This is a genomic window from Cryptosporangium sp. NPDC048952, assembly GCF_043197895.1.
Classification (GTDB): domain Bacteria; phylum Actinomycetota; class Actinomycetes; order Mycobacteriales; family Cryptosporangiaceae; genus Cryptosporangium.
Genome location: NZ_JBICTY010000006.1, coordinates 130,690 through 155,479, shown reverse-complemented (window position 1 = coordinate 155,479; position 24,790 = coordinate 130,690). Strand labels below are relative to the sequence as shown.

Sequence of the window (24,790 nt, the reverse complement as noted above, 5' to 3'; positions counted from 1 at the left end):
GGCAGTCACCCTGACAACAGTGGCACCAACTTTCCGCATTCGTGCTGGTTGTTAGGGGCTTTGGTACTGACGTACAGCGACTTCCAACGTTTCTCCGACGGTTTGCACATGTCCGTATCGCGGTGTTTCAGTCGGAATGTCTTACCGAGACTCGTTCGGGGGTTAACTGATGGTCACGAAGACGAAGTTCGCCGTTGGCGTGGTGCTGGGGGCAGCGCTGGCCGGAACACTCGCAGCTACTCCGGCGGTCGCTGCTCCGGCCGCGCAGGCCGCGGACCGGCACGGCCGGGTGGAAGGGACGTACCGCAGTTACGACGACTGCCAGGACGCCGGTCGGCGCGGACAGCGCCACCACCAGTGGCGGCGGTTCGACTGCGACCGCCGCGACGACCACGGCCGGGGCGGCCGCCACCACGACCGCCACGACCGCGACGACTGGGTGCTGAAGGTCTACCGCTAGGCGTGCCGTCCAGGTGCGGCGTCGACCGCCTCGACCTCAGGGTCGGGGCGGTCGGCCGTGCGCACCGGGGCGTGTGACTATGACGTTCATGAAGTTGCGCGTATTCACCGAACCCCAGCAGGGCGCCGACTACGAGACGCTGCTCGCGGTGGCCAAGGCCGCCGAGGATCTCGGCTACGAGGCGTTCTTCCGTTCCGACCACTACGTCTCGATGGGCGACGTCGACGGTCTGCCCGGACCGACCGACACCTGGATCACGCTCGGCGCCATCGCCCGCGAGACGTCCCGGATCCGCCTGGGCACGCTCGTGACGTCCGCGACGTTCCGGTACCCCGGTCCGCTGGCGGTCGCGGTCGCGCAGGTCGACCGGATGAGCGGCGGCCGCGTCGACTTCGGCCTCGGTGCCGGCTGGTTCGAGGCCGAGCACAAGGCCTACGCGATCCCGTTCCCACCGGTCGGCGAGCGCTTCGACCGGCTCGAGGAGCAACTCGAGATCATCACCGGTCTGTGGGGCACGCCGGAGGGCGAGAAGTACTCGTTCGACGGCAAGCACTACCAGATCGTCGACTCGCCGGCGCTGCCGAAGCCGGCGAACGGTCGCCCGCCGATCGTCATCGGTGGCAAGGGCAAGAAGCGCACCCCGGCGCTGACCGTGAAGTACGCGGACGAGTTCAACGTCCCGTTCGACTCGGTCGAGGCCGTCGGTGCGCAGTTCGACGTCGTGCGTGCGGCGGCGCAGGCAGCCGGGCGTGACCCGAAGGACCTCATCTTCTCGGCCGCGCAGATCGTGGTCTGCGGCAAGACCGACGCCGAGATCGCGCGCCGGGCGGCAGCGGTCGGTCGTGAGGTCAGCGAGCTGCGCGAGAACGGCCTGTGCGGCACGCCGGACGAGGTCGCCGCGAAGCTCCGCACGTTCGGCGAGGTCGGCGCCGAGCGGGTGTACCTCCAGTTCCTGGACCTGGAGGACCTCGACCACCTGCAGCTGATCGCGGAGGAAGTCGCTCCCCAGGTGTGACGAGGGGCGGGCGGCCGAAAGCCGCCCGCCTTTCAGCCCAGCTTCTCCCAGAGGAACGCGAACGACAGCGCCCGCATGAACGCGCGCTGCTCGTTGTTGCTCGCGCCGCCGTGGCCGCCCTCGATGTTCTCGTAGTAGTCGACCGGGTAGCCCAGCTCCTCGACCCGCGCGACGAACTTCCGCGCGTGCCCCGGGTGCACCCGGTCGTCCCGCGTCGACGTCGTCACCAGCAGCTGTGGATAGGGCCGGTCGGCCGCCAGCAGGTGGTACGGCGAGAACGTACGGATGAACTCCCACTGCGCGGGATCGTCCGGGTCGCCGTACTCGGCCATCCAGGACGCCCCTGCCAGCAGCTGGTGGTAGCGCCGCATGTCCAGCAGCGGCACCTGGATCACCACCGCCCCGAACAGCTCCGGGTACTGGGTGTACATGTTCCCGGTGAGCAGGCCGCCGTTGCTGCCGCCCGAGACGCCGAGCTTTTCCGGCGTGCAGATCCCGCGCGCGGCCAGGTCGGCCGCCACCGCTGCGAAGTCCTCGTACGCGCGGTGCCGGTTCTCCTTCAGCGCGGCCTGGTGCCAACGCGGCCCGTACTCGCCGCCGCCGCGGATGTTCGCCACCGCGTACGTGCCGCCGCGCGCGAGCCACGCCCGGCCGAGTCCGCCGTCGTAGCCGGGCAGCAGCGGCACCTCGAACCCGCCGTACCCGTTGAGCAGCGTCGGGCCGGGCTCACCGGTGCCCACCACGAAGTACGGAACCTTCGTGCCGTCCGCCGAGGTGGCGAAGTACTGGTTCACGGTCAGGCCGGTCGGATCGAACCGCGCCGGCGATTGCTTGAGCACCTCCGCCGGCTCGTCCGTGCCTGCCACCAGCCGGTGCAGCTCCGGCGGCGTGAGATACCCGTCGACCGCGAGCAGGTACTCGTCGCCGTGGAACCGGTCGGTCGAGAGCACCCGGACCGTGCTCCAGTCCGGCACCGGTGCGGACGGTGTCCGCGTCCAGCCTTCCGCACCTACCTGCAGAACTTCCAAGCTCGGTTTGACGTCGATCAGCGAGCTGAGCAGCAAAGCGTGCTCGGTCCAGTGGTACGAGACCAGTGCGGAGCGATCGTCGGGCGTGAACAGCGGCTGGAAGTCCCGTGCACCGCCCTGAAACCGTTCGAAGTCGATGACGAGCAGCGACCCGGCGGGATACGAGTCCCACGCGGTACGCAGCTCGACGGTCAGGTGCCCGGCGTGGACGCTGATCTCGGCGTCGTCCGGCACGTCCAGCGGCTCGGGAACGCCGTCGACCAGCAGGTACCGCTTCCGGTGGTAGAAGTCGGTGCTGCGGGTGAGGAAGTCCAGACCGGAGAGCGGGTCGCGCCAAGCGTGCACCGACACGTCGGTCCGCTCGCCCTCGAACACGGTCTCCGCGTCGTCGAGCGGGGTGCCGCGCCGCCAGCGCTTCACCACCCGTGGGTAGCCGGAGTCGGTCATCGAGCCTGGCCCGAAGTCGGTGCCGACGAACAGCGTGTCCGCGTCCACCCAGCCGACGCTGCTCTTCGCCTCCGGCAGCGTGAAGCCGTCCTCGACGAACTGCTTGGTCACCGGATCGAACTCCCGGGTGACGTCCGCGTCCGAGCCGCCGACCGACAGCGAGATCAGGCACTTGTCGTAGCCGGGCGCGAGAAACGACGCACCGTGCCACACCCAGTTCTCACCCTCGGCCGCCGCCAGCGCGTCGACGTCGAGGATCAGCTCCCAGTCGGGCTTGTCGTTGCGGTACTGCTCGAGTGACGTCCGGCGCCAGAGGCCGCGCGGGTTCGCCGCGTCCTGCCAGAAGTTGTAGAGGTATTCGCCGCGCCGGGTGACGTACGGGATGCGGGTCTCGGCATCCAGCACCTCGCGGATCTCGGCTTGGATCGCCGTGAACCGCTCGGAACCGGCGTAGGCGTCGACGGTGTGGGCGTTGTGCTCACGGGCCCATTCGAGCGGACCGTCACCGGTGACTTCCTCCAGCCAGAGGAACTGATCCTGCGAAATGTCGGTGGATTCCACGCCTTCAGTTTGCCTCGTGTCCGCCATCGAGCACTTCCCCGAAGATGTCGCTCCTTACCCACGGGTAATGGCACAATCGCCCGCATGGGTGGGCACACCGTCGCGCCGGAAGAAGCCCCAGCCGAGCAGACCGTCGCGGGTCCACTGGACACCGCCCGGTCCTCGGTTGCCGAAGGACAGGTCTTCAGCCGTCCCAGAGCCGGAACCGGTCACCAGTACAGCCCCGCGCTGGACGGTATCCGCTCGATCGCGGTGCTCGCCGTGCTGCTCTACCACGGTGGCGTCACGTTCCTGCCCGGTGGGTTCCTCGGCGTCGACGTGTTCTTCGTCCTTTCCGGATACCTGATCACGACACTGCTGCTCACCGAGCACGACCGCACCGGCACGCTGCGGCTGCAGAACTTCTGGATCCGGCGCATCCGGCGGCTGATGCCCGCGCTGGTGCTCATGGTCGCGGCCGTGCTCGTGCTGTTCCCGATGCTCGGCGTCGAGTGGCCACCCAGTACCCGCGGCGACGCGCTGGCCGCGCTGTTCTACGTCTCGAACTGGTGGTTCCTGCTGCGTGGCGAGTCCTACGCGCAGGCGTTCGAGGACCCGTCGCCGTTCCAGCACACCTGGTCGCTGGGGATCGAGGAGCAGTGGTACCTGTTCCTTCCGCTGGTGCTGATCGTGCTGTTCAGCTCGCGTATCGGTCGACGCTCGCTCGGCTGGTTGCTGGGGATCGGCGCGCTCGGTTCGGCGGCGATCATGGCTGCGGTGCAGTCCACCTCGGACGGTTCGCGTGCCTACTACGGCACGGACTCCCGGCTGCAGGGGCTGCTCGTCGGCGCGGTGCTCGCCTGCCTCATCGCGTCGAAATTCGGCAGGCGTCTCGTCGACAATGCCGTTGTTGCCGTTCTGGGGTGGGTGGGGCTGGTCGGGCTGGCGGTCGCGTTCGCGGTCGCGGCGCAGGCCGACCCCCGGATGTACCAGGGCGGGTTCCTGGTGCTCTCGGTGCTGGCCGCGCTGGTCGTGGCGTCGGTCGTCGGGTCGAGCCGGCTGTCGCCGAACGCGGTGCTCAGCTGGCAGCCGCTGGTCGTGGTCGGCGTACTGTCCTACGGCCTGTATCTCTGGCACTGGCCGATCTTCCTGGTGCTCAGCCCCGAGCGCACCGGCATCGACGGCATCCCGCTGCTCGTCGTCCGGCTCGCGCTGACCGGGCTGGTGTCGGTGGCCAGCTTCATCATCGTCGAGCGTCCGCTGCGGATCGGGGCGCCGCCGAACTCGCTGGCGTCGCCGCAGGTCGCGGCGCCGATCGCGGTGATCGCGCTGGGGGCGGCGCTGATCGGGGTGATGGTGCCCGGCGTCGCCGGGATCAAAGAGAAGTCGGCCGACTCGGTCGACTCGCTGGCCGAGGTGGCGGCCGAGGTGACCCGGGGCGGCAGCGGCACCAACAAGATCCTGCTGGTCGGCGACTCGAACGCGCTGAGCCTGTTCGCCGCGGTCCGCGACGACCCTGGCCAGAACGTGAGCCTGTCGATCGCCACGCGATTCGGGTGCGGGGTCGTGCCGTACACGGCGTCGGTGGAGGGCAAGCCGCTCTCGCCCGAGCAACCGCTCTGCACCGACTGGGCCGCGGCGCGGGAGATGGAGATCGAAGCGGCGACACCGTCGGTCGGGGTGCTGTTCGCCGGCTCCTGGGAGCAGTACGACCGGTGGATCGGCGGGCGCACGGTGCCGTACACGTCGGCTTCGTGGCAGAAAGCGACGACGGCGGACTACACGCAGGTGCTGCGCGAGATCCTGAAGTTCGCGCCGCGCGCGGTCGTCGTGCTCAACCACTGCCACCAGGTGCCCGACACCGGCCTGCCGGCCGCCACCATGTTCGCCGCCGGTCGGTACCCGCCCGTTCTGAACGACGCCAAACGCGTGGCCGCGACGAACGCGGCGGCACGGGCGGCAGCGGCGTCACTCGGGAACAAGGTGTCGATCGTGGACCCGAACCCGTTCCTGTGCCGGAGCGGATACACGAACGAGATCAACGGGGTACCGCTTCGCACCGACGGGCTGCACCTCACCACCGCCGGCGGGAAGCTGGTGTGGAACTGGCTCGAACCGAAGCTCATCGCGGCCCGCTGAGCTCGCGCCAAAATCTGCACTTTCGCCGCCGGTGAAAGTGCAGAATTTGGTGAGCGCGTCGGCGATCAGGAGCTAGCGGGCTCGCCCGGGGCGGCGACACCGACGGCCGCGTAACTGATGCAGAGGCCCGCGGACTTCGGCGCGTTGTCGAGCGTGATCCACCCGGCCGGACCCTGCACCTTCACCCAGACCGTGTGCTCACCCTTCTCGAAGGTGACCTTCTTCCCCCGGGTGTTCGCCGAGTTGAAGACGATCGTCGTCGTCTCCTTCGCGGTGTAGCGCAGCTCGGCGTACCACCACCAGTTGAAGAGCTCCTTGTCGAGGAAGATCGGCACGCGCTTGCCCTGGATCCGGTAACCGCAGTTCTTCGCGGTGCCCGCAGGAGCCTTCGCCGACGACACCAGAGCATGCGAGAGCTGCCCGTCCGGGTCGAGGACGTACAGCTCGTCGCTGACCTCCGGGTCAGGGTTGATCGGCAGGTCGAGCGGTGCCATCAGCCGCGACGGGAAGTTCGTCGGATTGAGCACGCCCCACGCGACCTGCTCCGGCACCGCGCCGTCGTAGAGGTCGACGGGGTGACCCATCGCGGTTATCGACTTCTGCGCGGTCGTGATGAAGTCCTTGGCCGGGTTGTCGTGCCAACGGTTGCTGTACTTCACCGTCGACACGAGGCTGCTCACGAACAGGGCGACGACGAGCGGCAGCACGAGCGCATTGGCGTTCGCGAGCGCGAGGCGGGTGCCGCCGACGACCGGCGGCCACTGGATACCGGAGCGCTGAGGCCAGGTCGCGGTCCAAGCCGGGGGGCCGAGGAGCGCGAGCATGAGCGCCACCGCCCCGATCGGCACCAGGTCGGTGAAGTAGCGGTACTCCATCGCGGCGCCGGAACCGAGCTGGAGGCGCCCGACCGCGAGCACGAGGACGTCGAACAGGAGCGTGCCGCCGAAGAACACCCAGGCCTGGTAGGCGAGGGGTCGTCGGTACACCGTCACTGCGACGACCGCGAGGATGATGACGACGGCCGCGATCCGGAGTCCGATCGGGGGGTTCGCGCTGGCGTCGACGGCGCCGATGGCTTTCCAGGACCACGGGCCGCCGAGCAGGCCCGAGGGCACCGAGTTCGTCGCCGCGTTGCCGAGGAGGCCGCCGAGGTCCACTGCGGACTCGGAGCGCTCGTCGAGCGGGCGGGTGACGTAGATGCCGGCATAGGTGAGTCCCACGACGACGAAGGCGCCCCACTGGTACTTGAAGCGGAGGATCGTGGCCTTGATGCGGTCGGGGAGGTCTGTCTGGGGTTGCAGGATGACCGTGAAGACGAAGATCAGGGGGACGATCAGCGCGGCCTTCTCGTAGAAGGGGAGCGCTAGTGCGGCGGTGACTACCGCGATGGCGCCGTAGCGCGCTTTGTTCGTGCGGATGTAGGCGAGCTGGGCCAGGAGTGCGCCTGGGATCGCGATGAGCATCGCCAGCTGGTTGATGCTCACCGCCCACCAGAGGGTGGCGGGAAGGGTGATCGGGGAGAAGAGGGCGATCGCCAGCGGGATCAGCGCTATCAGTCTCGGACCGGCCAGGCGGCGGATGAGCAGCCAGATCAGCGTGTAGCTGATCGCTACGCCTGCCAGGGCGACTCCCGCGACCACGCGGTAGTCGAGGGGGGCGATCGTGGTTTCGGCCCAGACCATGAGGTAGGCGCCGGGCATGAAGTGGGAGTTGTACGGGGTCAGGAGGAGGTCTGACGTGAGGCCCTTTTCGGCGGCCAGGCGCGCGAAGGTGAAGTCGTCGAGGGAGAAGTAGCCGCCCCAGGCGGCCCAGGCCCTGATCAGCAGCTCGGTCACGATCAGCGTGACCGCCGCAGTGTCCACGAACCGCCGACCAGGCGCCCCTGCCCCGCCCGACGCCCCGCTCCCCTCGGCCGAATCCGCCTCACTCGCCTCGGCCGGGCTCGCAGCCGGGCTCGCAGCCGGGGGTGCGACGGGTGCGCTAACCGGACTCGGTGCCGCCGTCGCAGCGACCGGGCTCGGCGCAGCGACCGGGCTCGGCGCAGCGACCGGGCTCGGCGCAGCGACCGGGCTCGGCGCCGTGGCCGGCCCAGGGGGCGTGCTCGGCGCCGCGGCCGGTGCAGGGGGAAGGTTCGGCGCCGCGGGCGGTGCGGTGGGCGGGTTCGGCGCCGTGGCGGGCGCAGTGGTGCCGGGATCTCGGGGCGTGGTCTCGGCGGGGGTCGCGGGCGTGCGAGTGCCCGCCGTCTCGCGGGGCGCTGGTTCGGGCTCCCGGGGGGTGACTACGGGGTCGCTGGCCGATGCGGTGGGGGCTGGGCGCGCCGGGCGGGTCGACAGCGGTGACACGCCGTTGACCTCGCCGGACTGCTCCGGCTCGTCCCGCACCAACGCCCCGCGTGGCGAGATCGCCTCGCGCTGCGGCGCTGGCTCGCGCGGCGGCGCTGCCTCGCGCGGCGGAGTGGGCTCGCGGGGTGGGGTGGGCTCGGGGGGTGGGGTGGTGAAGTTGGTCAGCAGGGCGTTGGTGTCGGACCAGGTGTCGGCTGGGGCTTCCCACCACGGGTCGGCCGCCGGCTGGCTGATCGGCGGCCCCTGCGCGTAGCGGGCACGCTCCGCCGCAGCCCAGCTGGGCTCTTCGCGGGGCCCCCACCACTCCCCGTCCGACGCCCGAGGCGCGGGCACCCCGCGCTCGCCAGCGCCGCGCTCGCCAGCGCCGCGCTCGCCAGCGCCGCGCTCGCCAGCGCCGCGCTCGCCAGCGCCGCGCTCGCCAGCGCCGCGCTCAGGGGCGGCGGGATCAGGGGCGGCGGGATCAGGGGCGTCGGGATCAGGGGCGTCGGGGTCAGACATGGAGTACGCCCAAACCGAAAAGGACCAACCACACCCCACCGAGTGCGAGCAGCACCTTGTCCCGCAACACGATCTCCTCCGGCTCCCCGGTATGTCCACGATCGACGTCCCGAGCGTATTTCAGCAGCCCGAGCACGAGCGGCGCGATCGACAGCGACGTCCACGGCGCCGTCGTCTCACCGGCGCGCTCGTCCGCGACCTCGAACGCCCACAAGCAGTACGCAGCGATCACCACGCCCGCCGACGTACTCCACACGAACCTCAAATAGCTGGCCGAGTATTCACGCAACGACGGACGCGTGCCCTGATCGTCCCCGACCGTCACGATCTCCGAATACCGCTTCCCGGCAACCATGAACAGGCTCCCGAACGCGGCCACGATCAGGAACCACCGCGACAACGGGATCCCAGCTGCGAGCCCACCGGCCATCGACCGCAACAGGAACCCCGCCGCGACCAGCGCCAAATCCACCACCGGCTCGTGCTTCAACCAGTTGCTGTACAGCGTCGTACACGTCACGTACACGCCGATGCAGATCGCGAGCCGCCCGTACCCGGTCACCGCGGGCACTGCCACCGCGATCACCTGCAGCCCGATCCCGGCGACGAACGCCAACACCACCGGCACGTCCCCGCGCGCGATCGGCCGGAACCGTTTCGACGGGTGCGCCCGGTCGCGCTCGACGTCCCGCGCGTCGTTGATCAGGTAACCCCCGGCCGACGCGACCACGAACGCACTCAGCGCCACCAGCGAGTCGAGCAGGATCGGCAGGTCCCACAGCCGCCCGGCCGCGAGCGGCGCGGCGAACACCAGCACGTTCTTGACCCACTGCCGCGGACGCAGCGACAACACGAACGCCACGCCGCGAGCGGATGCACCTAACCGCTCCGGCGCATCGGGCAGGGGCAGCGACGTGTCGGAAGCGGTAGCCGTCTCCCTCACTAGAACTCCTTCGCTCACCCCCGTGCCGCCGCAGATTCCGGACGGTACGAGCAGCGTATGGGCCACGTTGCCGTTCAGCGATGGTAAGTGGAACGCGAGTTATTCAGACCGGGAGTCTGCGGAAGATCGGGCGAGGAACCGCCTTCAGAGCGCTCATCACGAACCGCATCGTGCCGGGCACCCAGATCGTTTCCCGGCGGCGTCGCAGCCCTTGGACGATCGCGGCCGCGACCTCCTCCGGTGTGGTGGAGAGCGGCGCGGGTTCGAGGTGCGCGGTCATCTTCGTCCGCACGAACCCGGGCCGGACGACCATCATGTGCACGCCGGTGCCGTGCAGGACGTCGCCGAGACCCGTGGCGAACGAGTCCAGCCCCGCCTTCGACGAGCCGTACGCGAAGTTGGTCTTCCGTGGCCGTTCACCAGCCACCGAGGACATCACGACGATCGCACCGTGCCCCTGCTGACGCATCGCCTGCGATACCGGAACGAGCACCGACAGCGCGGCGACGTAGTTCGTGGTGGCGATCTCCATCGCGTGTGCAGCGTCGACTTCCGCCTGGGCTTGGTCGCCCAAGACCCCAAACGCGACCACGGCGAGGTCAATATCGTCGATGAAAGCTTTTTGGACGGTCGTGGGGTGGTCCGACGGATCCGACGCATCGAACGGGAGTACCTCGACTTGGGCGCCGGCCGACCGGAGGTCGTCGGCGGCGGAGTCGAGCGCGGTGGACGGACGTCCGGCGAGCACGACGCGGCGGCAGCGGTCGGCGACGAGCTTGCGGGCGAGCGCGAGCCCGATCTCGGAGGTGCCGCCGAGCAGGAGCAGGGACTGCGGCGAACCCAAGGCGTTGATCAAAGCCCGAGCCTCCTCGAGAGATCGGACGCGAAGGTGCCGGCGGGGTCGAGTGTGGACCGGATGGCGCGCCACTCGTCGAGCCGGGGGTACATCGCGGGGAGCAGTTCCGGGCGGAGCCGGGAGTCTTTGGCCAGGTAGATGCGGCCGCCGGCGCTGACGACGAGGTCGTCGAGCGTGTCGAGCAGGCGGGGCAGACCGGGCATGTTCGTGGGTAGGTCGAGCGCGAGCGTCCAGCCGGGGGTGGGGAACGACAACATCCCGGGGCTGCCGGCACCGAACCGCTTCAGCACCGCGAGGAACGCGGGGGAACCGGCGGCGCTGAGGCGGTCGACGGCGGTGCGGACGACGTCCTCCGCGCCGTAGGGCACGACGAACTGGTACTGCACCAGGCCGGGGCGGCCGTAGATGCGGTTCCAGCGTTCGAGCATGTCGAGGGGGTGGAAGAAGGCGGCGATGCTCTGGAGCTGACCTGTTCGGGAAACCGGCGCTTTGCGGTACCAGAGTTCGTTGAACGCGGCGACCGTCGCCTTGTTCAACAGCCCCGGCGGGACGACGCCCGGCGGCACGGACGCCAGCGGATGCGGGCCGAACGCGAATGGCTCGGCACGCTTGCGTTCGGGCAGCTGTGAGAGGCGGGCGTGGTCGCCGCGGGTGATCACCGCGCGGCCCATGCGCGGGCCGCGGGCGAGCAGGTCGATCCAGGCGACCGAGTAGCGGTAGTCGTCGTCGGTGGCGGCGAGGCGGTCGAGCAGCGCGTCCACATTGGTGGCACGCTCGGTGTCGACGGACATCAGGCTGGTCTCGACCGGGAGGAGCTGGATGGTGGCCGCGGTCACGATGCCGGTGAGGCCCATGCCGCCGGCGGTGGCGCGGAAAGCGTCGTCCCGGTGTTCCAGCTTTCGGATCTCGCCGCTCGCGAGCAGCAGGTCGAGGCTGTGGACGTGCTGGGTGAACGAGCCTTCGACGTGGTGGTTCTTGCCGTGGATGTCCGCGGCGATCGCACCGCCGACGGTGACGTAGCGGGTTCCGGGCGTGACCGGCACGAACCAGCCGAACGGCAGCACCTGGCGCATCAGCGTGTGCAGGCTGAGTCCGGCTTCGACCTCGATGACACCGGCCTCGACGTCGAAGCGGCGCACGCGGGTGCACTGCGTCAGGTCGACGACCAGCCCGCCGGCGTTCTGCGCGGCGTCGCCGTAACTGCGGCCCAGGCCGCGGGGGAGGACGCCCCGCTTCGGAGCGTCGCCCACCGCTTTGACGACCTCGTCGATCGAGGCCGGAGACGTCACGTCTGCGGCCGTCGGGGCGGTAGCGCCCCAACCGGCCAGCAGTCGACGCTGAACGTTCACGCGGGCTACCCTGCCACAGGTTTACCCGCCAGTAGGGTCAGAATGGATATTGCGCCGGGGTGGATCGCAGCGTCACCCACTGCGTCTCGGTGAACGCCTCGAGGTTGGCTCGGGTACCTCCGTGGCGGGAGCCGGTTCCGGACTCGCCGACGCCACCGAACGGGATCGTCGCCTCGTCGTTCACGGTCTGGTCGTTGATGTGCACGGCGCCGGACGGGATCTGGGCGGCGATGTCGAGCGCCTTGGCCACGTCCTTCGTCATGATGCCGAGCGAGAGCCCGTACTCGGAGTCCGCGGCCAGCGCGATCGCCTCCTCGACGCCGTTGAAGCGGCGGATCGGCGCCACCGGTCCGAAGATCTCCTCGGCCCAGCCGGGGGCGGTCGTCGGGATGTCGGCGAGCACCGTCGGCCGGTAGAACAGGCCCTCGTACGTGCCGCCTGCCGCGAGCCGCGCGCCCTGTTCGACGCTGGCGGTGACCCGCGCGTGGATGTTGTCGCGCTGACCGGCGTCGATCACCGGGCCGAGCGCGACCTGCTCGGTCGCCGGGTCACCCACCGGCAGGTGGTTGGCCCGCTCGGCGAGCGCGGCGATGTAGTCGTCGGCGATCCCGGCCGCGACCAGGTGCCGGCCGGTCGTCATGCAGACCTGGCCCTGGTTGAAGAACGACCCCCACGCTGCCGCGGAGACGACGTCGGCCGGGTCGACGTCGTCCAGGACGATCATCGCGGAGTTGCCGCCGAGTTCCAGGTGCGTGCGCTTGAGGTGCTTGCCGGCGAGCTCGCCGATGCGCCGGCCGGCGCGGGTGGAGCCGGTGAACGCGATCACCCGGGTCAGCGGGTCGGTGATGACCGCCTCGCCGACGTCGACGCCTCCCGGCAGGTACGAGAACAGCCCGGCCGGCAGACCGGCCTCCTCCAGCACCCGCGTAATGCTGACGCCACCGCAGATGGCCGTGCGGGGGTCGGGCTTGAACACGACCGCGTTGCCCAGCGCCAGCGCGGGCGCGATCGCCCGGATTCCGAGGATGATCGGCACGTTGAACGGCGCAATCACCCCGACGACGCCCACCGGCAGGTGCCGGGCCAGGCTGTAGCGGGGCAGCGCGGAACGCAGCATCTCGCCGTACGGTGCGGACGCGAGCGCCGACGCCTCGTAACACTCCTGGGCAGCGGTGTCGATCTCGAACCCGGCCCGGCCGGGGATCGCGCCGCCCTCCCGGATCAGCCAGCCTGAGATCTCCTCGGCGTACTGCGTGAACAGGTCACCGGCTTTCCGCAGCACCGCGGCCCGCTCGGTGTAGGGCCGTGCGGCCCAGTCCTTCTGCGCTTCGGCCGCGCGGGCGGCTGCGCGTCGGACGTCTTCCGGCGTGGCCCGGCCGACGAGGGCCAACTCCTTGCCGGTGGCGGGTTCGACGGCGGGCACGGGGTCCGCGCCACCGGCCGTCCAGCCGTCGAGGTAGATCTTGCCTTCCCAGACCGCGGTGTCCAGCAGGCCCATGGTTGCTCTCTCCTTCGACGGTCATCGCACTTGTGAACAGATGTAATGCCCCGAGGTGGCGTTGTCACGCGGCTCGTTCCACTCGGTGTAATCCGATCCCCTTCGGGGAAGGTGGACGGCATGGAGCACTTCACGATCGCAACCGAAGCCGAGAAGAGCCCGGATTTCCGCCGCGTGCTCTGGACCGGCGAACACACGCAGCTCGTCATCATGACCATCCCGCCGGGTGGGGAGATCGGCGAGGAGGTCCACGAGGAGAACGACCAGATCCTGACGTTCGTCAGCGGCGTCGGCGAGGCCAAGGTTTCCGGCCAGACCCGCAAGGTCGCCCAGGGAGACCTCGTCGTCGTACCGGCCGGGCGGAAGCACAACTTCGTCAACACCGGCCCGAACCCGCTGGTGCTCTACACGATCTACGGGCCGCCGGACCACGCCGACGGTGCCGTCCACAAGACGAAGGAAGAGGCCGACCGTCTCGAAGAGGCGGGGAAGGACGAGCCGCCGCAGTCGTAGGTCTTTGCGATGTGCGTCACACTGCCCGGACGAACCTGAAGCTGAGCGAGGGTTTCCGTCTGTGAACTCGCGTGACCGGGGTGTTACGCGGGGCTCATCGGTCATACAGTCGCATTTCAACTGTCGTCGGACGCCTGCCCGGGGTCGCCTTCCCGGGCAGGGCGCGGAGGACGGGGGGACTGTATGCGTCTCGGCTGGCTCGTGGTCCTGAGCGTGGCGTTCCAAGTCGTGCTCGTGGTGCTGCCCGCCGGAGCGCTGCACGTCGAGATGATCGGGCTGCTCGTCGTCACGGTCTGGGCCACCCGGCTGTTCCTGCTGCGCGCGCGTGAACTGACCGGCGGGCAGCGGCGCTGGCGCCTGTTGAGCGTCGTCGCGCTGGGGTTGTGGGCGCTCGCGCTCGTGTGCAACGAGGCGGGGTTGCTGGCCGGGGCGTCGCTCGGTGTACGGATGTTCCTGCTGGCCGCGGTGGCGCAGGCCGCACTCGCGTGCGCGGTCGTGACGCTGCTGGCCGTGCCGGGACTGGAACTCACCCGGGCGTCGGCGACGCGGATGCTCATCGACGGCGCCGCGGTCGGGTTGTCGCTGGCGAGCCTGGCGTGGGCGGCGCTGTTCGGCGTCGATCCACGGGTCGATGTGGACGCTCCGGGGGCGCTGGCGCTGATCACGCTGTCGGGATCGCTGCTCGTGCTCCTCTCGGCGGCGCTGCCGATGCTGCGCGGCCGCTCGCAGAACGGTCCGACGTCACTCGGGTCGTTCGCCGGCGGTATCGCGGTGATGTCGTGCGGTGCGGTGGCCGCGGGGTTCGCGGCGCTGGCCGGTGACCCGGCGCCGGAGACCGTGGCCGGTGGAGCGCTGCTGCTCGGCACCGCGCTGATCGGCCGGGCGGCGCTGCTGCCGATGCCGACGTTCGTCCGCCGGACGTCGTGGGAGTACCCGTCGGCGCTGCCGTACCTGGGGCTGCTGGCGCTCGCCTTGATCGCCGCGGTGCACCAGGCGTTGGTGCGGCAGGTCAACCTGGTGCTCGTCGGGATGCTGTTCCTGCTCGCGGTGGCGGTACTGACCCGTCAGTTCCTCTCGTTGAAGCGGAACGCTCGGCTCGCGGGGGAGCTGACCCGCGAGCGGGCGAAGCTGGCCTACCAGGCGTTCCATGATCCGCTCACCGGGTTGGCGAACCGGGTGCTGTTCGGCGAGCGGCTCGCGGCAGCGGTGACGCCGTCGGTGCTGCTGATCGACCTGGACGGGTTCAAGGCGGTGAACGACTCGCGCGGGCACGCCGCCGGGGACCAGCTGCTGGTGACGGTGGCCCGGCGCCTACGGGCCGCGGTGGGGAACGCGGACACGGTGGCCCGGATGGGTGGGGACGAGTTCGCGGTGCTGGTGCCGTCGGAGGACCCGGTGCCTGTCGCCGAGCGGGTTCTGCAGCGGGTCGCGGGCCCGGTGTCCCTCGCGGAGTCGACCGTCGAACTCCGGGTGAGCGTCGGCGTCGCGACCGGTCCGCCCGACTCGGTGCTCCGCGACGCCGACCTGGCGCTCTACCGGGCGAAACAAGAGGGCAAGAACCGGTACCGGATAGCCGACCAGGAACTGGCTCAGCGCGCCCTCGACCGGTTCCGCCTCGAGGAGGAGCTGCGCGGCGCCGACGACTTCGAGGTGGCGTACCGCCCGATCGTCGAACTGGCGACCGAGCGGGTGGTGGGGGCCGAGGCTACGTTGCGGTGGCGTCATCCCACGCGTGGTCTGCTCGAACGCCATGAATTCGCGGACGCGGCAGTGGCGGTGGGGATGCTCACCGCGCTGGACCGGCGGCTGCTCACCTTCGCGTGCGCGGACGCCCTGCGCTGGGAGGACCTCACGGTCACCGTGCCGGTGTGCGCGGCGTGCGTCGCCGATCCGTCGGTCGTCGGCGCCGTCGTGCAGTGTCTGGGCCCGCTCCGGCCGGGTGCGCTGGAGTTGGCCGTTCCGCAGGCCGCGCTGGTCGCGGACGTCGCCGCGGTCGAGCGTCCGCTGCGAGGGCTTGCCGACCTGGGCGTCGGGCTCGGCGTCGCGGACTTCGGCGTCGGCGCGGTGGACCTGCGGTGCCTGCGGGCGGTGCCGCTCCGCACGCTCACCCTCCACCGGACGCTGGGCGGCGACCCGACGCTCGTCCAGGCGCTGCTGGGGTTCGCCGCCACGCTCGGGCTGCGTGCGGTGGTGCCCAGCGTGACGTCCGGGGCCGCCTACGCGTCGCTGGGCCCTCCCGTCCCGGCCACCGAGTTCACCGCCCTCCTGGACACCCCCCGCGTCGCCTGATTTCTTGATCGGTGCTGATCAGGGCCGATGAGGGAGGTATGCGAGGGCGGTGGTGGGCCTGGATCGCTGCGGCGGTCGGGTTCGTCGTGTTCGCCGTCGTGGGGCCGGTGCTGGGCCCGCTGCACGAGCCCGTCGAGGACGCGCTGATCGTCGCGCTGATCGGCTGGGCGATGCTGCGCTTCCTGCGCAGCGGGCGGCACGTACTGGGCCGCATCCGGGTCGGCCGGCAGTTCGGTGCGCTGGGGATGGGCTTCTGGCTCGTCGCGCTGGTGTGGCACGCGGTGACCGAGCGCCTCGACCTGTCGGTGTCGTTCCGCGCCCTCACGCTCACCGCGTTCGTGATGCCGGCCGCGATCTGCGTCGCGATCGCCATGCTCGCCTTGCCGGTGGCCCCGCCGACAGTGATGGGCAAGCTGCGCCTGGTCTGCGACGGCTCGATCATCGCGTTCTCGCTGTCCGCGCTCGTCTGGCTGTTCATCGGCGACGACTGGTACGCCACCCCCGACTCGGCGTTCGGCGACGTCAGCGTCGCCGTGCTGTGTCTGACGCTGATGACCGTGGTCGCGATGGTCATCCTGCTGCTGATCTACGGGCAGGTCGCCTGGCGGTCCGCGTTCACCGGACTGGCCGTCGGTGCGGCGATGCTGTCGACGTCGATCGTGCTGCAGCTCATCGCCGTCCTGCGGGAGACGGAGTGGAACTGGGGACACGCGGTGGCCCAGCTCGGCCTGCTGGCGATCGCGTGGTCGGCGGGCAGGCGGACGGACTCCGTGCACGTCCGGGACCACGGCGCCTCGCTGCTGGCCCAGGCCTGGTCGTACCTGCCGCTCCTCGTCCTGGTGATCTTTCTGATCCGGCAGCAGACGACGGCCGGGCGGATCGACCCTGTCGTCCTGTGGCACGAGATCGGAGTCGTCGTCGCAGTAGTGGGGCGGCAGTTCCTGACCCTGCGAATGACCGCGTCGCTCACGACCGAGCTCGGCGCGCAGCGCGAGCGGTTCGCCCACCAGGCGTTCCACGATCCGCTCACCGGGCTGGCGAACCGCGCGCTGTTCGGCGAGCGGCTGGAGGAGGCGCTCGCGGGTCGTCCCGCGCTGCTGCTCATCGACCTCGACGGCTTCAAGGCCGTCAACGACACCCGCGGGCACGGCGCCGGCGATCAGTTGCTGGTCGCCGTCGCCGGACGTCTGCGGGGTGCGGTGCGGGCCACCGACACCGTGGCTCGCCTCGGTGGCGACGAGTTCGCCGTGCTCCTACCGGGCGCTTCCGCTTCGGCCGACGCCACGGGCGTGGCCACCGTCATCCTGGAACGCATCGCCGAGCCGGTCGCGCTCGGCGAGGGCACCCCGGTCTCGGTGCGTGCGAGCGTGGGGATCGCGCTGGCCGACGGTTCCGCGACCGCCGAGACGCTGCTGCGCGACGCCGACCTGGCGCTGTACGAGGCAAAGGAGAGCGGGAAGAACCGGTACCGCGTCGCTGATCCGGAGTTGTCCAGCTCGACGCTCGGCCGGCTGCGGCTCGAGGAGGAGTTGCGGGTCGCGCTCGAGGTGGGGGAGTTCGAGGTTCACTACCAGCCGATCGTCGAGCTGGCGTCGGAGCGGATCACCGCGGTGGAGGCGTTGTTGCGGTGGCGGCACCCGACCCGGGGGCTGCTCGGGCCCGGAGCGTTCCTGGAGACCGCGGAGAGCGTGGGGTTGCTGCCGGCGCTGGACGGATTCGTGCTGCGGACGGCGTGTGCGCAGGTGCGGACGTGGCGCGCGTCGCGGCCGGAGTTCGTGGTGAGCGTGAACGTGTGCGCGGCGCATCTCGTCGATCCGGGGCTGGTCGACGAGGTCGCGGCTGCGTTGGCGGCCGCGGACGTTCCGCCGAGCGCGTTGATGCTGGAAGTGACCGAGACGGCGTTGGTCGCGGATCTGGCGATGGCTGCTCAGACGTTGCGGGAGCTGTCGTCGCTCGGGGTGCGGATTGCTCTCGACGACTTCGGGACCGGGTACTCGTCGCTGACGTACCTGCGGACGTTGCCGATCCACGCGATCAAGATCGACCGGTCGTTCGTGCGGGATCTCGACGGGAACGCGACCGACGAAGCCGTGACGCGGGCGATTCTCGGGCTCGCCGAGACGCTGGGGTTGCGGCCGGTGGCCGAAGGAGTGGAAGGGGTTTCGCAGGCGGATCGGCTTCGCGATCTGCGGTGCGGGCACGCGCAGGGGTTCTTGTTCGCGAAGCCGATGCCGGCGGAGGAGCTCACGGAGTTGTTGGGGGCGCCGGTGCGGGCTTAGGGGCGCGCGTTTGTGGGCTCAGCGGTCTTCCTATCGGGGGCTCCACCGTCAGGGGGCAGCGCTTAGCGGTCCTCCCACCAGGGGGAGTCGTCGTCGTCCCAGTCGTTGTCCCAGTCGCCGTCACCTTCGTCTTCGTCCTCATCCGGGGACGCGGACGTCGGCTTCGGGGCGGGAGGGACGTACGGCTCCACGTACTCGCCGCCGGCGGCGGATGCGCTCGGGCGGGGAGGGGTGGGGCTCGGGCTCGCTGAGGTGGGGGCGGCGGTGGGGGTCGCTGCCGCGGGGGAGGGTTTCGTCTCGTCGGCGGAGTCGCCGGCGAGGGCCGGGAGGACGAGCACGAAGCCCACGATGAGGACGGCGATCAGCACGCCGCCCAGGACGATGAGTTTGTTGCGGGCCGTGGTCTTGGGGTTGCGTGCGCCGAGGACCGGCCCGCCCGCTGGGCCGCGTCCGGCGTTGAGGGCCCACTTGCCCTGAGTGCCGTCGTCGTGAGGCGCGGCCTCAAACACCGGAAAATCCATCGTCTCGCGCGCGCCCCCAGGCGCCCCGGCCGCACCCGCAGCCCCGGCCACGCCGGGCGCCCCGAGGGCTCCGGGGGTTCTGGGGGTGCTAGGCGCCCCGGGGGTTCCGGGGGTGCTAGGCGCCCCGGGGGTTCCGGGGGTGCTAGGCGCTCCGGGGGTTCCGGGGGTGCTAGGCGCTCCGGGGGCCGGCGTGTTCGCCGCTCCGAGGGCTCCGGGCCTACCTGCTGGCCCGGAGGCTCCGGGCTTGCCCGCCCCCAAGGCTCCTGACGCGCTTGGCGCCCGAGAAGCTCCGGGTGTGCTCGCCTGGCCGGGCCCGCTCGGCGCCGGGACCGCCGAGGTCGGCTGCGCCGCAGCCGCTGCGACCGGCGCGATAGGAACCGCCGAGGTGGGTCGGGCTGCTTGACCCGGTGCGGCTGGAACCGCGGAGGTGGGCCGCGTCGCTTGACCCGGCGTGGCCGGAACCGCGGAGGTTGGTCGGGTCGCCTGAGCCGGCACCGCGGAGGTGGGTCGGGCGGTCTGGCCCGGCGCTGCTGGAGTCGCGGAGACGGGTCGGCCCGCCTGACCCGAGGCGGCGGGAACCGCCGAGGTGGGTTGGGCCATCTGAGCCGGAGTGGCCGGGACTGCGGAGGTGGGTCGGGCGGCCTGGCCCGAGGTGGCCGGAGCTGCTGAGGTGGGGCGGGTTTTTTCGGGGTCGGAGGCGGCGGGGATCGTCGGCGGGGTGAGGGGCTTCGTGGGGGCGTCCTCGAAGCTCGGCGCCGGTGGGTCCGGGATGCCTGCCTTGCGCGGCGCGGGCTGGAGGCCCGGACTGCCCGGGTAGCCAACTGTGGCCGGCGGCCACGCGGCAGGCGGCGGAGGTAACGCCCCGCGCTGCCCACCGGGCGGCGCCGAACTGGGCGCGGGCGCGCCCACGGCAGGAGCCCGCTGCGCGGGCGGGCCGCCCACGGCGGGGGCCTGCTGCGTGGGCGGGCCGCCTACGGCGGGAGTCTGCTGCGTGGGCGGGCCGCCTACGGCGGGAGTCTGCTGCGCGTGCACGCCGCCTACTGCGGGGGCCTGCTGCGCGGGTGCGCCGCCCGTGGCGGGAGTCTGCTGCGTGGGCGGGCCGCCCACGGCGGGGGTCTGCTGCGTGGGCGGGCCGGCTGCGGCCGGGATCCGCTGTGCGGGGGCGCTCGCGGTGGGGGGTTGCTGTGCGGGGGCGCCGCCCACGGCGGGGGTCTGCTGCGTGGGCGGGCCGGCTGCGGCCGGGATTCGCTGTGCGGGGGCGCTCGCGGTGGGGGGTCGCTGTGCGGGGGCGCCGCCCACCGCGGGGGATCGCTGCGCGGGTGGGGCAGTGGGTGTGCCAGTCGGGGCGGACCCGGGGGTGCCTGTAATGGCGCTGGAGGGGCCTGGAACGGGCCTTGCGGGCCGGCCGCCCTGCGGCGGTACGCCCGCGCCCTGCGGCGGTACGCCCGCGCCCTGCGGCGGTACGCCCGCGCCCTGCGGCGGCTGCGCGCCCTGCGGCTGCGCGCCCTGCGGCTGCGCGCCGCGCTGCGGCATCGGGGCACCGGGGGGTGGGGGGAGCAGGGGCATGGGTTGGGTGGGGGACGCGGAGCGGCCGCGGAGCCGCGACGTGAGCTTCCCGCGGTTCGCGGCGTTCGGATCAGGACGCTTCGCTGCTGCCGCAGCACGCGCCATCGCAGCAGCGACGGTCGGCTCGTTCTCCGGCGTGGGGCCGGTGGCTGGAGGATGTTCCGGCGCCATCGTTCTCCTCGGGTCCGGTCGCGCTGCATCATTCCAGTGCCTCGCGCAACAGGGAAATCCGACCGTCTCACCAACCCCGGTGAATCCCCGACGAACCGTACCCGTCTAGAACATCGAGAAGGTACAAAAACTGTTATATGCCGTATCGTTACGTTTCATGCGGGTGCGCCTGGCGGTCAACGACCTGTTCTTCGTCCTCGACCAGAAGATGTGCGAGAAGACTCTCGAAGCGAACATGTCGGAAGTTGGCCCGCTCACCCGGCAGGACGCCGGCGACTACATGATGAACACGCTCAGGGCCAGGCTCTCTACCGGCCACGACGCCTGGATCATCGGTCACCGCGCGATCCCCGACCCGTCGCGCCACACCCTCGACCCCTACGGCGACCCGGGTCGCCACTGGATCCGGGCCGCAGCCGTGTACTACCTCGCGAACGTACCCGGCTAGTCCGTTCGGTCAGAGATTCACGACGCCGGGGGTAACCGCCGTAGCTCCGGCGGCAGCATCCGAATCTGCGAGAGCCGCTCGCCACCCAGCGGCGCCGACGCCGCCCGCCGCGCGTTGAGCGCAGCCGCGACCGGCGGCAACTGCGTCGCCAGGTGGTAGAGCGCCTGCTCGGTGAGGATCCCCAGCTCCATGCGCCGATCCGCGCGCAACTCCGCCGCGGTGTCGTCGCCGAGCAGCGCCCCGAGCCCGAACAGCTGACCCGACCCGAGTTGCGCCACCTGCACCGACCGCCCGGTCGGGTCCGGAGCGAACACCCGCCCCTGCCCCCGCACGACGACAGCGAGCTGCCCGCTCCGCGCCGGGAGCGTGTCGCCCCGTTCGAGCCGGATCTCCCGCAGCGCCCCGGCCGCGATGGCCAGGCCCGTGGCGTCCAACTGAGCGAAGAAGGGCACCTGAGCCAGCGCACGCGACGGATCCACGACCTCGCCGGACACGTCCTGCGGTCGCGGCAGGCCGTTCTGCTCGGCCCACAGGTCGGCGTAGATCCCGCCCTGCGCGACCAGCTCGTCGTGTCGTCCCTGCTCGACGATCTGCCCGCTCTCCAGTACGTAGATCCGGTCGTAGTCGACGATCGACGTCAGCCGGTGGGTGACCGCGATGAGCGTCCGGCCGCTGGAGACCGTGTCGAGCGTCTCGGCGACCAGCCGCTCGGTGCGCGGGTCGAGCGCCGACGTGGCCTCGTCCAGCAGGAGCACCGCCGGGTCGCGGAGCAGCGCCCGCGCGATCGCGAGTCGTTGCCGCTGACCACCGGAGAGCCGCACACCCCGCTCGCCGACCGGGGTGTCGTACCCGCGGGGCAAGGTGGTGATGTATTCGTGCAGCTGCGCTGCCCGTGCGGCCTTCTCGATGTCCTCCGGTGACGCGCCCAACCGGCCGAGACCGATGTTGTCGCGTAGCGTCCCGTCGAACAAAAAAGTCTCTTGGAAGACGACGCCCAGCTGGGCGCGGAGCGAGGCCATGGTCGCGCCCCGGATGTCGCGGCCGTCGAACAGCACGGCACCGCGGTCGGGGTCGTAGAAGCGCATGAGCAACTGCAATGTCGACGACTTGCCGGCGCCGGTCGGGCCCACGAACGCGACCTTCGTGCCCGCCCTGATCGTGACGTCGATGCCGCGCAGCGTCGGGCGGTCGCCGTCGTAGGAGAACGCGATGTCGGCGAGCCGGATCTCGTGCCGCAGCGGCGGTAGCGGGGTGGCCTGCGGGTGATCGTCGATCTCGGGCTTGGCGAGGAGAATCTCGTTGACGCGCTGCAGCGCACCGGTCGAGGTCTGGATCTGCTGGCCGATGTTGGTGAGCCCGGTGACCGGGCCGACCACCTGGCCGACCAGCGTGATCGCCGCGGCGAACGCGCCGATCGAGAGCCGGTCGCCGATCACCAGGTACGCGCCGACCACGAGCGTGATGAGGCGCAGCGTCGTCACCACGGCGTCGACCGAAAGATCGAACAGGCCGCTGAAGAGCTGCAGCGACAGCTGACGCTTGAACAGCCGGTCGGCGGCGCGCTTGAAGCGCGAACGCTCCTCGTCCTCCAGGCCGAAGGCCTGGACGACCGAGTGCGCCTGGTAGCTCTCGGCCGCGACCGAGACCAGCACACCGACGTTCTCCTGGACGGCCTTGCTGCGCTTGAGCGCGGGCGCGTCCATGCGCCGGTAGATGAACGCGACGATCGGGGCGCCGATCAGCACGATCAGGCCGAGGATCCAGTTGAGGATCAGCAGCGTGCCGGCCGCGACGATCAGCGAGAGCAGCTGGAAGAGGCCGTCGCGGATCGTGTTCGAAAGGCCCTGCTCCAGCTGGCCGACGTCGGAGAGCAACCGGGAGAGGATGTCGCCCTGTTTGCGGCCGGAGTACCAGCGGGCGGTCAGTCGCTGCAGACCGCTGAACATCTGTGTTCGCAGTTCGCGGACGATCGACTGGCTGACGTAGGCCGACACGTAGTTGCGGCGGAGCTCGGCGAGCAGGCTGATCGCGAACGTGCCGGCGAGGAGCCCGACCAGTTGCAGGATGAACTGGAGGTCGGCGGTGCCGTTGGTCAGGTTGTTGATCAGGCTGGTGAACGCGAACGGGAACACCGCGACGAAGCCGAGCTCCATCAGCAGGTAGATCGCGATTTCGATCTCGCGCCGGATGTGCGGGCGGAGGTAGCGGCCGGCCAGCTTCAGGAACGCGGTGATCCGGACCGGCTCCTCGTCGACCTCCAGCGAGCGGAGCCACTGCTCTTCCAGGGCGGAGAGACCGACGCCGTAGATCTCCTGGATGGTGGAGTCGGTCGCGCCCGGGCGGGCGGTCGTGAAGACCTTCCAGAGGTCTGCTTCGCTACCCCGTTCGAGCAGGAAACGGACGAAGGAGAGCGCCATCAGCGTGCGAAGCTCGCCGTCGGCGCGGACCAGCGGCGGGAGGCCGCGTTCCTCGTCGATGTCGGCGAGGTAGGAGTCGGCTGACGGGACGCCGCACAGGTGCAGGCCGTAGCCCTCGATCAGCAGCTCGACGTCTTGGGCGGCGGGGAGTGCCGCGCCGAAGAAGAGGGCGAGCGGGCGCTCGGGGGGTTCCGGAGGTGACTCGGCGGTGACGACGACGAAGATCTCGCCGCGGACGGCGTCGACGACGGTGCCGGAGGTGAGGACGTTGGCCGGGTCGTCCGGGTCCGGGAACGGGTCGACGAGGCAGATCTGGGGTTTGACGCCCCATGGTTCGGAGCCGAGGCCCGCCAGGCGTTTGCGGGCGCGCTTCACCGCGGCGGCGTAGTTGTTCGCTGCGGCTTCGCCTGCGCTGCCGGGGCGGTAGCGCAGGACGGCGGCGTCGGTTTCTTTGGCGACGAGTTCTTCGAGGGCTGGGCGCAGGGGGAGTAAGGGTTGCCCGGTCTGGAACGCCCTGCCCTCCGCGGAGGCTGGGCGTTCGGCGTCGAAGCGGGTGCCGCCGGGGATTCCGGCGGCCCTGCCGCCGGGACCTGCGGGAGGTCCGCCGGCGACGCCCACCGGCGCGCCACCGGGGGCCGCAGCCGCCCGCCACCCACCCGGAGCCGCCCCGGGCACCTGCGCGGTCCCGGGCACGGCGGCCGGAACCGGCCGCGCCGACCCCACAGCCGGCGCCTGCACGCCCGGCGCCTGCACGCCCGGCGCCTGCACGCCCGCCGCCGCCCCGCCCGGCTGCCCACCCGGGGGTTGCACGCCGGGGGCGTACCCGCCGGGAGGCTGCCCGCCCGGCGGTTGCACGCCGGGGGCGTACCCGCCGGGAGGTTGGCCGCCCGGAACCGGACCGCCGGGAGGTTGGCCGCCCGGGACGGGACCACCCGGGGGCTGGGCAGCGGGAGGCTGCGCGACCGGTGCGTGGCCCACCTGGGCGGAGCCGACTGCGGGGCGCTGGGGTGGCTGGGCGGGTGGGACGGGTACGGAGGCTCGTCCGGCTGGAGCCGGGGCGCTCGGGCTCGCGACCCGGGCGCTCCCGTGCGCCGGCGGCGGCTCCACCGGAGCGACCGGCGCCACCGGAATCTCCGGCAGCGAGTCGGTGTCCGGCACGATCTCACCGGTGGGGGCATCGGTCAGGGGGCCGACGACCAGGATCCGGGCATCGCCCATGCCGACGACGTCGCCGGGATTGAGCAGCGTCTCCGCCTGGATCGCGGCACCGTTCACCGTGGTGCCGTTCGTGCTCCCGAGGTCACGAACGGTCAGGAAATCCTCGACGCTGGTGAGCGCGGCGTGCCGGCGCGACGTCTCCGGGTCGGACAGCAGGATGCCCGCAGCGTCCCGCCCCACCTCGACAACGCCGTCGATCACCGCCGTCCGCGGCTCCAGTCCGGCTTCCCGGACCTCGACGAGCTGGGCCATC

15 protein-coding genes are annotated in these 24,790 nt (G+C 71.2%); 7 read left to right on the top strand and 8 right to left on the bottom strand.

Going from position 1 to position 24,790, the window contains the following annotated elements; all coding sequences use genetic code 11:
• Positions 1-169: 169 nt before the first annotated feature.
• Positions 170-460, top strand: a complete 291-nt coding sequence (locus tag ACGFY5_RS31035) for a hypothetical protein (protein ID WP_392725309.1) — start codon at positions 170-172, stop codon at positions 458-460.
• An 88-nt stretch (positions 461-548) separates the two neighbouring features.
• Complete coding sequence (locus tag ACGFY5_RS31030; protein WP_392725306.1) at positions 549-1,475, top strand: LLM class F420-dependent oxidoreductase; 927 nt, start codon at positions 549-551, stop codon at positions 1,473-1,475.
• A 32-nt stretch (positions 1,476-1,507) separates the two neighbouring features.
• Here ACGFY5_RS31030 and ACGFY5_RS31025 read toward each other — a convergent pair whose 3' ends face one another.
• Positions 1,508-3,538: a prolyl oligopeptidase family protein gene (locus ACGFY5_RS31025; protein ID WP_392725303.1), complete on the bottom strand. Its 2,031-nt coding sequence runs from the start codon at positions 3,536-3,538 to the stop codon at positions 1,508-1,510.
• A 57-nt stretch (positions 3,539-3,595) separates the two neighbouring features.
• On the opposite strand from ACGFY5_RS31025, the gene ACGFY5_RS31020 reads away from it, so the two are divergent.
• Positions 3,596-5,629, top strand: coding sequence for an acyltransferase family protein (locus tag ACGFY5_RS31020; protein ID WP_392725301.1), 2,034 nt, complete (start codon positions 3,596-3,598; stop codon positions 5,627-5,629).
• Between the two features lie 65 nt (positions 5,630-5,694).
• Here ACGFY5_RS31020 and ACGFY5_RS31015 read toward each other — a convergent pair whose 3' ends face one another.
• The 5 genes from ACGFY5_RS31015 to ACGFY5_RS30995 all read right to left on the bottom strand — a co-directional run bounded on the left by ACGFY5_RS31015 (position 5,695) and on the right by ACGFY5_RS30995 (position 13,115).
• Entirely contained in the window at positions 5,695-8,304 is a 2,610-nt protein-coding gene (locus ACGFY5_RS31015) for a hypothetical protein (protein WP_392725300.1), read from the bottom strand.
• Between the two features lie 157 nt (positions 8,305-8,461).
• Positions 8,462-9,412: a decaprenyl-phosphate phosphoribosyltransferase gene (locus tag ACGFY5_RS31010; protein ID WP_392725298.1), complete on the bottom strand. Its 951-nt coding sequence runs from the start codon at positions 9,410-9,412 to the stop codon at positions 8,462-8,464.
• Positions 9,413-9,515: 103 nt separating this feature from the next.
• Positions 9,516-10,268 carry a decaprenylphospho-beta-D-erythro-pentofuranosid-2-ulose 2-reductase gene (locus tag ACGFY5_RS31005; protein ID WP_392725296.1) on the bottom strand — a complete coding sequence of 251 codons (753 nt, stop codon included), beginning with the start codon at positions 10,266-10,268 and terminating at the stop codon, positions 9,516-9,518.
• On the bottom strand, positions 10,265-11,617 hold the full coding sequence (locus tag ACGFY5_RS31000) for an FAD-binding protein (protein WP_392725295.1): 1,353 nt from the start codon (positions 11,615-11,617) through the stop codon (positions 10,265-10,267). The genes ACGFY5_RS31005 and ACGFY5_RS31000 overlap by 4 nt, the downstream gene beginning before the upstream one ends.
• Before the next feature lie 37 nt (positions 11,618-11,654).
• Positions 11,655-13,115 (bottom strand): benzaldehyde dehydrogenase, encoded by a 1,461-nt coding sequence (locus tag ACGFY5_RS30995; protein ID WP_392725292.1) that lies wholly within the window; start codon positions 13,113-13,115, stop codon positions 11,655-11,657.
• A gap of 120 nt (positions 13,116-13,235) precedes the next feature.
• On the opposite strand from ACGFY5_RS30995, the gene ACGFY5_RS30990 reads away from it, so the two are divergent.
• From ACGFY5_RS30990 to ACGFY5_RS30980, 3 genes are all read left to right on the top strand, one after another.
• A complete protein-coding gene (locus ACGFY5_RS30990) occupies positions 13,236-13,628 on the top strand; it encodes a cupin domain-containing protein (RefSeq protein WP_392725290.1) in 393 nt (130 codons plus the stop codon).
• 183 nt (positions 13,629-13,811) lie between these two features.
• Positions 13,812-15,917, top strand: coding sequence for a putative bifunctional diguanylate cyclase/phosphodiesterase (locus ACGFY5_RS30985; RefSeq protein WP_392725288.1), 2,106 nt, complete (start codon positions 13,812-13,814; stop codon positions 15,915-15,917).
• Between the two features lie 38 nt (positions 15,918-15,955).
• A complete protein-coding gene (locus ACGFY5_RS30980) occupies positions 15,956-18,196 on the top strand; it encodes a putative bifunctional diguanylate cyclase/phosphodiesterase (RefSeq protein ID WP_392725286.1) in 2,241 nt (746 codons plus the stop codon).
• A gap of 62 nt (positions 18,197-18,258) precedes the next feature.
• Here ACGFY5_RS30980 and ACGFY5_RS30975 read toward each other — a convergent pair whose 3' ends face one another.
• A complete protein-coding gene (locus tag ACGFY5_RS30975; protein ID WP_392725284.1) occupies positions 18,259-18,705 on the bottom strand; it encodes a hypothetical protein in 447 nt (148 codons plus the stop codon).
• Positions 18,706-20,611: 1,906 nt separating this feature from the next.
• Here ACGFY5_RS30975 and ACGFY5_RS30970 point away from each other — a divergent pair.
• Positions 20,612-20,902 (top strand): hypothetical protein, encoded by a 291-nt coding sequence (locus ACGFY5_RS30970; RefSeq protein WP_392725283.1) that lies wholly within the window; start codon positions 20,612-20,614, stop codon positions 20,900-20,902.
• Between the two features lie 17 nt (positions 20,903-20,919).
• Here ACGFY5_RS30970 and ACGFY5_RS30965 read toward each other — a convergent pair whose 3' ends face one another.
• Entirely contained in the window at positions 20,920-24,789 is a 3,870-nt protein-coding gene (locus ACGFY5_RS30965; RefSeq protein WP_392725281.1) for an ABC transporter transmembrane domain-containing protein, read from the bottom strand.
• Position 24,790: the final 1 nt, after the last annotated feature.

Excerpts from the sequence above, each read along its gene's own strand:
- ACGFY5_RS30965 (WP_392725281.1), bottom strand. The coding sequence starts at position 24,789 with ATGGCCCAGCTCGTCGAGGTCCGGGAAGCCGGACTGGAGCCGCGGACG.
- ACGFY5_RS31030 (WP_392725306.1), top strand. The coding sequence starts at position 549 with ATGAAGTTGCGCGTATTCACCGAACCCCAGCAGGGCGCCGACTACGAG.
- ACGFY5_RS31025 (WP_392725303.1), bottom strand. The coding sequence starts at position 3,538 with ATGGCGGACACGAGGCAAACTGAAGGCGTGGAATCCACCGACATTTCG.
- ACGFY5_RS30970 (WP_392725283.1), top strand. The coding sequence starts at position 20,612 with ATGCGGGTGCGCCTGGCGGTCAACGACCTGTTCTTCGTCCTCGACCAG.
- ACGFY5_RS30985 (WP_392725288.1), top strand. The coding sequence starts at position 13,812 with ATGCGTCTCGGCTGGCTCGTGGTCCTGAGCGTGGCGTTCCAAGTCGTG.
- ACGFY5_RS31020 (WP_392725301.1), top strand. The coding sequence starts at position 3,596 with ATGGGTGGGCACACCGTCGCGCCGGAAGAAGCCCCAGCCGAGCAGACC.
- ACGFY5_RS30990 (WP_392725290.1), top strand. The coding sequence starts at position 13,236 with ATGGAGCACTTCACGATCGCAACCGAAGCCGAGAAGAGCCCGGATTTC.
- ACGFY5_RS30995 (WP_392725292.1), bottom strand. The coding sequence starts at position 13,115 with ATGGGCCTGCTGGACACCGCGGTCTGGGAAGGCAAGATCTACCTCGAC.
- ACGFY5_RS31035 (WP_392725309.1), top strand. The coding sequence starts at position 170 with ATGGTCACGAAGACGAAGTTCGCCGTTGGCGTGGTGCTGGGGGCAGCG.
- ACGFY5_RS30980 (WP_392725286.1), top strand. The coding sequence starts at position 15,956 with ATGCGAGGGCGGTGGTGGGCCTGGATCGCTGCGGCGGTCGGGTTCGTC.